Raw genomic sequence first — 12,655 nt, forward strand, 5'->3', positions numbered from 1 at the left:
AAGTTAAGACAAAACCCACTACTTGATGGTTGTTTTGTAGTTGGCAATTGCAGTAATAAACAATTTCATTTTTATAATCTGTGATTTTGACAACAAATTCAAGTTACTATTGCAGTAATAGCATTATTATCTTGCATTTATCGCAAAAATAGCTGAAAACCCTATCTAATTTGAGTTGACACCGTTAAAACCTGTGGTGGAGAAGCATCTGGTGGATAAAGAAAGTCTAATTGTACTAAAGAGGTATTTTTTGGTTTAATATTCAATACTACTAATGGTTGTCCCATTTCACCACGCCTTTGAACCAAATGTACAAACTTATTTTTCCATTGTCCCTGTTCTTGATAACGTAAACGCACCGTTCCTCTAAAAAAGACTTGACGCGCAGGTGGTTGAAGAAAGCGGATTCCTGATTTACTTAACTCATTCTCTTTGAGTGGAGTTTGAATTGCCACATTTACAGTTTGTTCATTTTCAGTATTGTTGTATAAAGGCAACTTCAGACTATATTGAACACCATAATTACCATGAGCATAATAGGCCGTATCAGGATAACGGACTAACATAGGTGCAGTTTGAATTTGATTTGTGCCTAAAGTTCCACCATGCAAGGTACTCAACCCGTAGGAAAACCCTGTACCAGGTTGAGGAATAGTTAAATACTTACTTTTAGGTTGATCTACCACATAAGCCCGCCATTGAGAACCCTTTGATACTCCGGCTACACGTCCGTAAATTCCCGGTTTATTATTTCCTGTGATAGGAGTGGGGATTTTATCTCTAGGAGTGGATAATTCAGCATTATCTAATAAATTTTGCCATTCTGCTAAATTAGGCGTACGTTCACTACCATCAGTATTTTTCTGGGCAAACATCGCCAAACTAGCAACGTAAATATTACCATTACTTCGTAATCGCAGATATGTAGAACGACCATTTAAAGGCGGTATTAACCCTTGGACAGGAATTGGTAAATTTAATAACATCTGGCTTTGACCGGGGGGAATGACAATTTGCGGGGGAAAAATATCTTGTCTTCTACCCCTCAAAATATCGGACATAACGCGACTACCTGGACCTGCAAACACTGTTCCCAAGTCATTGGCAATTAAAGATGGTAATTCCTGAAATGGGGCATCTGGTTGACTTAAATAACTAGCGGCTTGTAATATATTTACTGTCACTGGTTGAGAACCAGGGTTATGTAAAATAATACCCAAGTAAAGAGAAGGTAAATTTTCTAGTAATTCAGTTTTAGTCACATGATGGGCAAAAATATCAAATTGGCCACGGAAGGGAAAATTTAAATGGGCTGATGTAACTTTTTTTCCTGCTGCTGGAAAAGTAGAAAGTAAAATTCCTTCCTTTAATACCAATTCTGGACTATTGCTATTAAATACTGGTACTGAATCTAATTGTCCTGGCAAAGGGCGTACTGATTGTACTTGCAATATTTCCTCTGGTGGGGTCACCAAGTTCGCTTGTGCAAGAGCCAAAGAAAGTAATAGTGGCAACATCATACTCAGTAATTTTTTTAAAACAGACGTTAATATTTCTAAAGAAGTGCCAAGTTGTTAATGATCAAAACAAAATCGGCAACAATCCGAATCAAATTTTCTTCATTTAACATGGGTACATAAACAAAAATGCACTTAATTGACGGTTGAAACTGGGGTAAATAGTCTAAGATTGAATAATAAACTCCCTCACAGACACACTTACCACAATCATAGCTAACCTCAACTGCTGCTGTTGACACTAATAATTTTTCCAGATCAACAGTGGTTCGCAAAATATTTTCGCTAGAATTTATAGACTCTAAAGGTAAGATACTTGTACTACAGACCAGGAGTTCTATACTTAATTGTGAAGGACTTGCAGCCATGGCACAATAGATAATATAGTCAAGCTGAATGTCATTAATTTTGGCAATGACGGGAGAACTGGCCAGTTGTACATCTACAGGTAGACGGTGCAAGAAATTTAAATCATGGGAGAGTGAAGCCATTTTGGCTAGTGCGAGTAACAAGTCATTGGCTTTTGACTCTTGTTGACTTAGCTAAATCTCAAAAGAAGTTAATAGTATTTTTTTTCTGCATAAGAAATATTATTTAGAATTAGAATAATTAAATAAATGCCCTTCCTCATAAATTTACAAGGAGCAGCTAAATGCCAGTGATTGCAGTTGTTGATTACGATATGGGAAATTTGCACTCTGTCTGCAAAGGATTAGAAAAAGCTGGTGCAACTCCTCAAGTTACCTATTGTTCTCAAGAGTTGGCGAAAGCAGATGCTATAGTTTTACCAGGCGTGGGAGCATTTGATCCAGCGGTACAACATTTGCGATCGCGTGGTTTGGAAAAACCTATTAAAGATGCTATCGCTTCTGGTAAACCGTTTTTGGGTATTTGTCTAGGATTACAAATTTTGTTTGAATCCAGCGCCGAAGGGACGTTACCAGGACTAGGAATTGTTCCCGGAAAAGTCCGCCGTTTTCGTTCTGAACCGGGAATGACAATTCCCCACATGGGTTGGAATCAACTCCAACTCAAGCAACCAAAAAATCTTTTATGGGAACATTTACCCGCCGATCCTTGGGTTTATTTTGTTCATTCTTACTATGTTGAACCTACAAATACCCAAGTCCGCGCGGCTACTGTTACCCATGGAAATCAAACCTTTACGGCCGCGATCGCTCATGAAAATCTTATGGCCGTGCAATTCCATCCCGAAAAATCATCAAATGTCGGCTTGCAAATATTATCTAATTTTGTGGCTCAAGTCCGTGAAAAACTTTTTGCTTAACAAAAGTTGGCAATATTTTCGGTTGTTAAACTCTGATAGTATGATCTGCTACTAGCTATAAGTTCAAGATTAATGACAAATAAGCCGTTGATGATCAAAACCCTCGGATTTATTCCCGGAATCAATCCAAAATCCAAAATCCAAAATCCAAAATCGGATTACCAATAACTAATGAGTCTGAGAATTTACGGTAATCGTCTGCTTAAAACCTTACCAGGTAAACATACCAGACCTACGAGTGCGCGAGTCAGGGAAGCATTATTTAATATTTGGCAAGGAACAATTACTGGTTGCCGGTGGCTAGATTTGTGCGCCGGTAGCGGGGCAATGGGTGCTGAGGCTTTATGTAGGGAAGCCAGCGTCGTTATTGGCATTGAACAGTCAAGTCTTGCTTGCGCCATCATCCAAGAAAATTGGCAACAGGTAGCCAATCCAGAACAAAAATTTCAGCTATTACGGGGAAACGTTACTCAACAGTTAAAAAAATTATCAGGTCAAAAATTTGACAGAATATACTTTGACCCACCTTATGCTAGTGGATTATATGAACCAGTATTACAAGCGATCGCTCAGTATCAGCTTTTAGATTCCCCAGGAGAAATAGCAGTGGAACACCGTCACCAAGATTGGACACCGCTAACAATTCCCAACTGGGAAATCTGCCGACAAAAAACCTATGGTAACACAGCTTTGACATTTTATCAAGAGCAGGGAATTGGTAATGGGTAATGGGGAATGGGTAATTATTTCCCCTGCTCCCCGCTTCCTACTCCTGGCCTCTTCCCTGACTCCTGAATCAATATCAGCCGCCTAATTCTGTAGGACGCTTATATTGTCTATAGGCAGCGTAAAAAAGTCCACTTAAAGTTACAAAAACCAAACCAAGCACAATACCTGATAATAGAGGTTCAACCACTGTAAAGCTCCTTGTTGCGATTATTGAAAGATTCGTTTCCTGTTTTTGATTTTACCAAATTTGGCATTAATCCCGCGTCCCATAGCAGTTTTAAATCTAAATACTATATAAAAATCGTCTTATGTACTTGCGAACACAATCAATAAATTTTAAGCTATGTGTAGGAAATGAAAACTTGAAGACTGTAGAAGCAACTCTTTTGGATAACCATCTGATCAAACCTGAAACCCTGATTCAACAGATCGTTATCTTTACTATAGCGATGCTGATAACCCTGCCATTAGTCCTGTTTGGGATTGAGATAGTGCAAGCCTCTGATCCTTATGTCAAAAGTGTTCTCTCCCTTCAGGGAAACCTAGTGCAGGGGAAAGCTATTTTCCAAATCAACTGCGCTGGCTGTCATGGCTTAAAAGCAAATGGCCTAGTCGGTCCAACTCTACATGAAATCTCCAAATACAAATCCCGCTATGGACTAATTCATCAAGTAACTAGCGGGGAAACGCCCCCTATGCCGAAATTCCAACCCAGTGTCCAGGAAATGGCAGACCTTTTAAGCTACTTAGAAAGTTTATGAATATTTATACATTATGGCGGGCAGAGATGCCCCACACCCCCCAAGCATTAGACTGATTTGAGGTTATACATATTTAAATGCAGTACAGCTTACCATTTATTTATAAATTCCTATATTTGATATTTATTTGAGCTTATATACTGAATTTCTGTAAAACTATTGTAAAATTATTAGGTGACACAAAAGTAATTATACAAAATAGATATACTTAAATGTTGATACCTGTAAATTCTATCAGTGCAACGGAACTAAAGTCAGCTATTATTTATAACCCGTTAGTCGCAACTGCCGATACAACGGTTAGACAAGCTGTAGTCCAAATGAGTGGAATAGGGGGAAACCCCCTGTGGCTGAACGTACAAGCAGTTTGTTCTGTTCCCCAAACCACTGATAACCATCTAGAACATTTACAAATTCAAGGCCGTTCCAGTTGTGTCCTAATTGTGGAAAATAATCGTCCAGTAGGCATCTTTACGGAACAAAATGTGGTCGAACTCAGCGCCCAAAAACCCGACCTGGAAAATTTAGCCCTCCGTGATGTCATGAGTCATCCTGTAATCACCTTGCAGGAGTCAAAATTTACAGACCTCTTTTTTGCCCTGAATCTCCTTCAACACCACCGCATTCGTCATTTACCACTGGTTGATGAGGAAAATCAACTGGTGGGACTCCTGACTTACGAAAGTTTACGGCAGATACTTCGGCCTGTAGACTTGTTGCGCTTGCGGTTGGTTCATGAGGTCATGACCACCAATGTCTTATGTGCACCTGCTAATGTTTCTATACTAGCGATCGCTCGCTTAATGGCAGAAAATCAAGTCAGTTCGGTGATGATTGTAGAAACACAAGCATCTTTAACAATTCCTCTGGGTATGGTGACAGAGCGTGATATTGTACAGCTTAAAGCTTTAAGCGTGAATTTCGATACCTGTTTAGCAAAAACTGTCATGAGTACACCAGTTTTCTGTGTGACTGTTGATGAATCTCTCTGGACTGTGCAGCAAATAATGGAACAGCGATTTATTCAGCGTTTAGCAGTGATAGGAAGCGCAGGGGAACTACTTGGTATCGTTACCCACAGCAGTATTTTAGAAGCCCTTAATCCTTGGGAATTATATAAACTAACAGCAGTGTTACAAGAAAAAGTATTACAACTAGAAACAGAGAAAATACAACTGCTAGGAAATTATACTCTTGAGTTAGAAAAGCAAATAGAAGAGCGCACTATTAAACTGAGAAGAAAAGCAGAACAGGAAGAATTAATTAATCAGATTGCAACGCAAATTCACTCATCTCTAAATTTACAAGAGATTCTCAATAACACAGTTGTAGGAATGAGAAAAATATTAAAATGCGATCGCGTGATTGTTTACCAATTCAGTGCTGATTTTCGTGGTCAAGTTATCGCTGAAGCAATTGTTGCGGGTGGACATTCAGTCCTGAATCAAGAAGTACATGATCCCTGTATCAGTCCAGAATGGCTTGAACTTTACCGTCAAGGGCAAATTCGGGTAATTAATGACATTGACAGTGAATCCATAACTCAGTGTCATCAGCAGATGTTAAAAGACCTTGATATTCGCGCTAAACTATTAGCTCCGTTAATTGTTGAAAATCAACTCTGGGGACTAATGTTAGCAAGTTACCGCGATATTCCCCACAATTGGGAACTTGAGGAAATCGAATTGGTAAAACAAATATCACTGCGAGTCGCAATTGCGATTCAACAAGCAAATACTTATCAACAGACACAAATTGAAATTCATCAACGACAACAAGCAGAAGAATTAATCAAACAACAGTTAGCAGAATTGAAAATATGGAAAAATCGTTATGAATTAGCAAGTACAGCTAGTGGACAAATTATGTATGAATATAATTTGCTCAATGATGCTCCCGTTTGGGCAGCGAATATGGAGGAAGTTTTGGGTTACTCATATTCAGAATGTCCGAGAAATTTAGCTGAATTTATGGATATAGTTCATCCAGAAGATCGAGACAGACTGTATTCTTTGATTCAAAAAAACTTAACTCACAAAAGTCCTTTGTCCACAGAATATAGACTGCAACGTAAAGATGGTAATTACATTTGGTTTGAAGATCGTAATCAAGTAGTCTTAGATGATCACGGTGAGATTGTCGTTGTGATTGGAGCTATGGTTGATATTACTGTTCGCAAAAATCCAGAGGAAAAATTATCTAAATTATTCCAAAAATCAGAAAAACTGCAAGAACGATTATCTCTAGTTCTTAAAGGTTCAAATGATGCTTGGTGGGATTGGGATATTCTAGAAGATAGTATTTATTTTTCTGCTCGTTGGTTTTCCATGCTGGGTTACAAACATGAAGAACTTTATCTCAAATCTAAAACCTTCTGGGAGAATTTTATGCACCCAGAGGATATAGCTCCTATCCGTGGAAGCTTCAATCAAGCATTAGACGATAAAAATATAGAGTTTATTGAGTTAAAGTTTCGGCTGCGACATAAACAAGAATATTATATCTTCATTAACTGTAGAAGTTATATTCTCCGGGACGAAACTGGAAAAGCGGTGCGAGTATCTGGTGCAAATACTGATATCACTCAACTAATGCAAAAAGAAGAGGAATTACAAGCAACCTTAAATAAGTTATTCCAATTTAATCAAAAACTAGAAGCCAGAGTAGAAAAACGCACAAGCCAACTGCAAAACCTCTCTAATCGTCTAAAATTAGCAATCAAAGCTGCAAAAATTGCTATTTGGGAATGGGATATCCGCAATAATCGCACAATTTGGGATGAAAAGATGTATGAACTCTATGGGTTCAAAACATCGGAATATGGGGATTGTATGGAAATTTGGCAAACAGCATTACATCCAGAAGATGCAGTCAGAGTTAATAAAATTATACAACATAAGCTGAAAGATGGCAAAGAATTTGAGATTGAGTTTAGAATAGTTTTGCCAGATGGTAACAACCGTCTCTTCCAATCTTACGGCATTATTGAGCGCGATTCCCAAGGAGAAGCAGAACGGGTGATTGGGGTGAATAGAGATATTACGGAATGGAAACAAGCAGAACAAAAAATTAAGCAGCAAGCAGAAAGAGAACATTTACTCTGGGAGACAACCCAACGCATTCGTCAGTCCCTAGATTTACATACTATTTTTAATACTGCTGCGGCAGAAATACGACAATTAATTAATGCTGATAGAGTGGGAATATTTAAATTTGATACAGACAGTAATTTTAATTATGGTGGATTTGTCTCAGAATCAGTAGTTTCTGGGTTTAAATCTGCCCTAGAAATGAAAGTTAATGATCAATGTTTTGGTGAGAGATTTTCTCCCGACTATGCAGCGGGGAGAATGCAAATAGTAGATGATATTGACAATGCGGGACTCGCAGATTGTCATCGGGATATTTTAGCACGATTTCAGGTGAGAGCAAATTTAGTTGTACCATTAATCCAGGGAAAAACTTTATGGGGTTTATTGTGTATTCATCAATGTTCCCAACCTCGTCACTGGCAAGATTTTGAAATTGAACTTGTTCAACAAATAGCGAACCAATTAGCGATCGCCATTCAACAATCTATGCTATATGAACAAGTACAGTCAGAATTAATAATTAGAAAGCAAGCTGAAACTGAAATTTACCTGCAACTACAACGACAAAAAGCCATTCAAGATATCACTCAAGAAATTCGCTCTAGCCTCAATTTAAATCATATTTTAACTACTATTACTGCTAAAGTGCAAGAATTAACCCAGGCTGAGAGGGTGATTGTCTTCCGTCTATTTCCTGATGGTAAAAGTCAAATTGTGGAAGAAGCTGTTGCTAACGGTTATATTACTTTTAAAGATAGTTATTGGGAAGATGAAAAATGGTCACAAGATATTTTAGAATGCTATTGGCAAGGAAAACCGCGCATTGTTCTCGACGTAATGGATGATATTTGGACAGATTGCTTGAGGGCATATTCTCGACAAGGAAATATTAAATCTAAAATTGTCGCTCCCATTTTGCAGGATTTGGTAGAAAATGAAAGCGGGCGCTGGGTAAATCATCCTCATAATAAACTCTGGGGGGTGCTGGTTGTTCATGCTTGTAGTCAAAAACGTATTTGGGAAGAATCTGAAGCTGAATTATTGCAACAAATAGCCAATCAATTAGCAATAGCTATTCAACAAGCGGATTTATTTGAGAAATTACAAAAGTCTCTCGCACAAGAAAAAGAAATCAGCGCAATGCGATCGCGTTTTATTTCCATGGCCTCCCATGAATTTCGCACCCCATTAGCTATTATTTCCTCATCTACAGGGATTTTACAAACTTTTAGCGATCGTCTAAGCGCGGAAAAAAAACACGGACACTTAGAAACGATCCAAAAAACCATCAAATATACTGTTCAACTACTAGATGATGTTCTGATGATCAACAGTGTTGAAACTGAGAAAATAGAATTTAAACCAGAAACATCAGATATTATTGCTTTTTGTCGTGGTCTCATAGGAGAAATACAAGGAACTAGCCACAATCATGTAATAGAGTTTTCTTTAAATAGCAGCGAGCCAGTTTTAGATGATACCTTATTTACGGAATTTGATCCAAAGATTATCCGTCAAGTTCTCACAAATTTGCTCACCAATGCTATGAAATATTCACCTGGAAGTAGTAAAGTTAATTTCAGTTTGAATATCGCCGATGAGCAGATAATCTTTATAATTCAAGATTATGGTATTGGTATTCCTAAAGAAGATCAAGTTAATTTATTTGGTTCTTTTTATCGTGGTTCTAATGTTGGTAGTATTTCCGGTACGGGTTTAGGTTTAGCAATAGTCAAAAAATGCGTTGATCAACATCAAGGGGAAATTACATTAGAAAGCGAACCAAAGCAGGGAACAACATTTAAAGTTAGTATTCCCCGATACAATTTAATGGGTAATGGGTAATGGGTAATGGGTAATGGGTAATAACTCTACCTCCTTGCCTATTCCCTATTCCCTGTTACCTGTCCCCTGTTACCTGTCCCCTGTTACCTGTCCCCTGTTACCTGTCACCTGTTACCTGTCACCTGTTCACTAGTTAATTCTTTGCTGTAAAGCTTTTTGTGCTTCTTCCCTGTCGTCAAAGTGGATTTTCTCAGTCCCCAGAATTTGATAGTCTTCGTGACCTTTACCGGCTAATAATACACCGTCTCCGGGTTGAGCTTGGAGAATTGCTGTATGAATTGCGGTAGCGCGATCGCTGATAACTATTGGTTGTAATATATCAGGAATACCTGCCAATATATCCTCTAATATCTTTTCTGGATCTTCTGTGCGGGGATTATCTGATGTCACCACAACTAAATCAGCCAATTCTGCCGCTATTTTCCCCATTTTTGGACGTTTAGTGCGATCTCGGTCTCCACCACAACCAAACACACAAATCATTTTACCAGGAATAAACGGCCGAGCAGCTTTGAGCAAATTTTCCAAACTATCGGGAGTATGGGCATAATCCACAATCACGCTAATATCTTGTTGTGGGTTAAGTACCCGTTCCATGCGTCCAGGAACGCCGGGAAACTCAGGAATGGCATTTACTACCAAATCTAAATTTAACCCTAAATGGAGAGCAGTAGCGATCGCAGCCAAGAGATTTTCGAGATTATATTGACCAACTAAAGGGGAACTAAAAGCTGTATTTCCTTGAGGAGTATGTAAAATTCCACTGACACCATTTGGTTGATAATTTAAATCACTCATCCAAAAATTGGCGGTATTATTGTTAACGCTATAACTCCAAACCTGGTCGGATTTTGTAGACGTAATTAAGCGTTGACAGTAGGCATCATCGGCGTTAATAATTGCTTTTCCTTGCAGATAATCTGGACTAAATAGCAATGCTTTCGCCGCAAAATAGTCTTCCATATCCCTATGATAGTCTAAATGGTCTTGAGTGAGATTAGTAAAGACTCCGACCTCAAAATCACAATTTAACACTCTACCCTGGGCTAAAGCGTGAGAACTGACTTCCATGACGACGGTTTCACAACCAGCATTGATAGCATTGGCTAATTGCTGTTGTAAATCCACAGCAAAGGGAGTAGTATTCACAGATGTTTGTTCAAAACCAGGCCAACGGGTGTAAAGAGTACCGATTAAAGCCGTCGGTAAACTAGATTTTGTGAGAAAATACTCAATTAAGTGCGTGGTAGTCGTTTTCCCATTTGTCCCGGTAACACCCACCATTTTGAGTTTTTGTCCGGGATAACCATAAAAAGCTGCGGCTATTTGAGCGCAGGCTTTAGTCATATTATCGCTACTAATGACTATAGAATTTGATGAAGGGGGAGTTTTAAGAATTGCTGCGGAGGAAACAATGGCTGCTACCGCACCAGCAGCTAAAGCACTCGGCCAAAACTCCCCACCATCTACTCTAGTTCCTGGCATTCCCAAAAACAAATCTCCTGGAGTACAAGCATGAGAATTAGTTTTAAGTCCCTGAATATCAATATCCGGTATATTTACAAGAGATCCAATTCCATCTACAGTCGCTAATAATTCTCGTAATTTCATCTCCACCAACCTCGCCACAAGCTTGTCTTGGGCTTATTTAAACATGATTTTGTAGTCTATGGGGAAATTTTGTGATCAAGGTGTTTTCGTGTTGCTTGATGCTTGACTAATTCTACTGCTAATTGGATTGCTGCTTTCATGCTTGTCGGGTCAGCAATACCCTTTCCCGCAATATCAAAGGCTGTTCCGTGGTCTGGTGAAGTCCGTACATAAGGTAAACCAATGGTAGTATTTACAGCCCGATCAAAAGCCATTAATTTAACAGGAATTAAACCTTGGTCGTGATAAAGTGCTAAATAAGCATCAGCGGGATTTTTGACCTCACCATTTCCATACCAAGCCAGACCTGGTTTTACCCACATTGTATCTGGTGGTATTGGTCCTTCTAACTGATTTAGGGAGTTTTTGGCGTGGTGTTTTTGGCGTTCTGACTCCAACCAGGGAATTAACCAGTCTATTTCTTCCGTTCCCAATTGTCCCATCTCTCCACTGTGGGGATTTAAACCGGAGATCACAATTCTCCAATTTTTCAGCCCAAAATCATTTTCCAAACACTCTACCAGCAAATCTAGTTTTTTTGTTAATAATTCTGGCGTTAATGTATTGGGTACTTGACATAAGGGAATATGTGTGGTGGCAAGTAAGGTACGGAGTGTCCAACCGGTAAAAGGAGATCGTGCCACAAACAACATTCCAAACCGGTCTTTGGAGATATTAAAGCCGGTCTTAGCGGCTAAAAGTTCCGTTTGTCCCGGATAATTGTAACCTGCGGCTTTCCAGGCTGATTTAGCAATAGGTCCTGTGACAATTCCATCAAATTCACCCGCCAAAGTGTGAGATATAGCATATTCCATATAAGCAAAACTCGCCGCGCCACTGTCCGCATTACCCACACCCGTGACAATTTTACCAACAGTAGGTAGGTCAATAATAGACAAATCAGCGGGATTTGCCAAAACTAGATCATTATCAATATTTTTACTGATATTTTCATAAGTTATAGTTATTAAATTTCTGCTACCTACTACCACCAGATCGCAATTTTGAGTCACTTGTGGATCTGCTAAAGCCTTCAAAATTACTTCCTGTCCGATACCAGCCGGATCTCCTAGCGTTAATACCAACCGTGGGCGTTTATTTTCATTAGTCATGTTGGTTAATTGGTAATGGGTAATGGGTAATTGGTAATTGGTAATTGGTAATTGGTAATGGGTAATTGGTAATGGGTAATTGGTAATAACTCTACCTCCTCAACTGTCCCCTGTCCCCTGTCCCCTGTTCCCTGTCCCCGTGGCGTAGCACCTGTCCCCTGTCCCCTGTTCCCTGTTCCCTGTTCCCTGTTCCCAAATTGGTTTAGAATGATTAACAAAGGTCTAACTCGATAGTTCTGATAGACTGAGTTGAGCCGACAAACAGGAAACATAAATCAATCATCCACAAAGGAGAATTGCAGCAAATGAGCGGTGAAATGTTAAATGCAGCTATATTGTCTTTTAGTCTCATCTTCGTAGGTTGGGCTATCGGTGCTTTGTTACTGAAAATTCAAGGTGCGGAAGAATAGAGCCAATTCAAGATATTTGTGACATTATGGTGCGTTCGCAACGCACCCTACAAAACTACAAATTGACGCTCCCCGCCCTATAGAGGGACGGGGATTCTTGTTTCAATTGTTACCAAGTCTGAGTAGAGGGTCATCTCTCCACAAGCGTTATTAGTTTCCGTCCGCCCGACGGTACTTAAATGATAGCCAGTTTGTTTTAGTGCTTTAGTTAGAATGTTAATTGCAGCATTGTGGTCACGGTCAAGTATGCA

General features: G+C 39.1%; 11 protein-coding genes. 5 read left to right on the top strand and 6 right to left on the bottom strand.

Going from position 1 to position 12,655, the window contains the following annotated elements; genetic code table 11:
• Positions 1–161: 161 nt before the first annotated feature.
• Both FFO06_RS09300 and FFO06_RS09305 read right to left on the bottom strand, forming a co-directional pair.
• Positions 162–1,517 (bottom strand): DUF3370 domain-containing protein, encoded by a 1,356-nt coding sequence (locus FFO06_RS09300; RefSeq protein WP_137907798.1) that lies wholly within the window; start codon positions 1,515–1,517, stop codon positions 162–164.
• Positions 1,518–1,555: 38 nt separating this feature from the next.
• Positions 1,556–2,008, bottom strand: a complete 453-nt coding sequence (locus tag FFO06_RS09305; RefSeq protein WP_306420209.1) for a C15 family peptidase — start codon at positions 2,006–2,008, stop codon at positions 1,556–1,558.
• A gap of 161 nt (positions 2,009–2,169) precedes the next feature.
• Here FFO06_RS09305 and hisH point away from each other — a divergent pair, with 161 nt between their 5' ends.
• On the top strand, positions 2,170–2,805 hold the full coding sequence (hisH, locus tag FFO06_RS09310; protein WP_137907788.1) for an imidazole glycerol phosphate synthase subunit HisH: 636 nt from the start codon (positions 2,170–2,172) through the stop codon (positions 2,803–2,805).
• Between the two features lie 171 nt (positions 2,806–2,976).
• Positions 2,977–3,534, top strand: a complete 558-nt coding sequence (gene rsmD, locus FFO06_RS09315; RefSeq protein WP_137907789.1) for a 16S rRNA (guanine(966)-N(2))-methyltransferase RsmD — start codon at positions 2,977–2,979, stop codon at positions 3,532–3,534.
• Positions 3,535–3,607: 73 nt separating this feature from the next.
• On the opposite strand, the gene petG is transcribed toward rsmD, so the two are convergent.
• Positions 3,608–3,721 (bottom strand): cytochrome b6-f complex subunit V, encoded by a 114-nt coding sequence (gene petG, locus FFO06_RS09320; RefSeq protein ID WP_015078754.1) that lies wholly within the window; start codon positions 3,719–3,721, stop codon positions 3,608–3,610.
• Positions 3,722–3,920: 199 nt separating this feature from the next.
• On the opposite strand from petG, the gene FFO06_RS09325 reads away from it, so the two are divergent.
• Together FFO06_RS09325 and FFO06_RS09330 are read left to right on the top strand one after the other, a co-directional pair.
• Positions 3,921–4,295 (top strand): c-type cytochrome, encoded by a 375-nt coding sequence (locus FFO06_RS09325; RefSeq protein WP_137907799.1) that lies wholly within the window; start codon positions 3,921–3,923, stop codon positions 4,293–4,295.
• 212 nt (positions 4,296–4,507) lie between these two features.
• A complete protein-coding gene (locus FFO06_RS09330; RefSeq protein ID WP_137907790.1) occupies positions 4,508–9,232 on the top strand; it encodes a GAF domain-containing protein in 4,725 nt (1,574 codons plus the stop codon).
• A gap of 129 nt (positions 9,233–9,361) precedes the next feature.
• On the opposite strand, the gene FFO06_RS09335 is transcribed toward FFO06_RS09330, so the two are convergent.
• From FFO06_RS09335 to FFO06_RS09345, 3 genes are read right to left on the bottom strand one after another with little or no spacing between them, the layout of a single operon-like run.
• A complete protein-coding gene (locus FFO06_RS09335; protein ID WP_137907791.1) occupies positions 9,362–10,843 on the bottom strand; it encodes a UDP-N-acetylmuramoyl-L-alanyl-D-glutamate--2,6-diaminopimelate ligase in 1,482 nt (493 codons plus the stop codon).
• Between the two features lie 56 nt (positions 10,844–10,899).
• Complete coding sequence (pdxA, locus tag FFO06_RS09340) at positions 10,900–11,994, bottom strand: 4-hydroxythreonine-4-phosphate dehydrogenase PdxA (RefSeq protein ID WP_137907792.1); 1,095 nt, start codon at positions 11,992–11,994, stop codon at positions 10,900–10,902.
• 5 nt (positions 11,995–11,999) lie between these two features.
• Complete coding sequence (locus FFO06_RS09345) at positions 12,000–12,212, bottom strand: hypothetical protein (protein WP_137907793.1); 213 nt, start codon at positions 12,210–12,212, stop codon at positions 12,000–12,002.
• Between the two features lie 87 nt (positions 12,213–12,299).
• Here FFO06_RS09345 and petM point away from each other — a divergent pair, with 87 nt between their 5' ends.
• Positions 12,300–12,404, top strand: a complete 105-nt coding sequence (gene petM, locus FFO06_RS09350; RefSeq protein WP_137907794.1) for a cytochrome b6-f complex subunit PetM — start codon at positions 12,300–12,302, stop codon at positions 12,402–12,404.
• The last annotated feature ends 251 nt before the right edge of the window (positions 12,405–12,655 follow it).

Origin of the sequence: Dolichospermum planctonicum (assembly GCF_005402965.1) — a bacterium.
GTDB lineage: Bacteria > Cyanobacteriota > Cyanobacteriia > Cyanobacteriales > Nostocaceae > Dolichospermum > Dolichospermum planctonicum.

Excerpts from the sequence above, each read along its gene's own strand:
- FFO06_RS09330 (WP_137907790.1), top strand. The coding sequence starts at position 4,508 with ATGTTGATACCTGTAAATTCTATCAGTGCAACGGAACTAAAGTCAGCT.
- hisH (WP_137907788.1), top strand. The coding sequence starts at position 2,170 with ATGCCAGTGATTGCAGTTGTTGATTACGATATGGGAAATTTGCACTCT.
- FFO06_RS09335 (WP_137907791.1), bottom strand. The coding sequence starts at position 10,843 with ATGAAATTACGAGAATTATTAGCGACTGTAGATGGAATTGGATCTCTT.
- rsmD (WP_137907789.1), top strand. The coding sequence starts at position 2,977 with ATGAGTCTGAGAATTTACGGTAATCGTCTGCTTAAAACCTTACCAGGT.
- FFO06_RS09305 (WP_306420209.1), bottom strand. The coding sequence starts at position 2,008 with ATGGCTTCACTCTCCCATGATTTAAATTTCTTGCACCGTCTACCTGTA.
- pdxA (WP_137907792.1), bottom strand. The coding sequence starts at position 11,994 with ATGACTAATGAAAATAAACGCCCACGGTTGGTATTAACGCTAGGAGAT.
- petM (WP_137907794.1), top strand. The coding sequence starts at position 12,300 with ATGAGCGGTGAAATGTTAAATGCAGCTATATTGTCTTTTAGTCTCATC.
- FFO06_RS09300 (WP_137907798.1), bottom strand. The coding sequence starts at position 1,517 with ATGTTGCCACTATTACTTTCTTTGGCTCTTGCACAAGCGAACTTGGTG.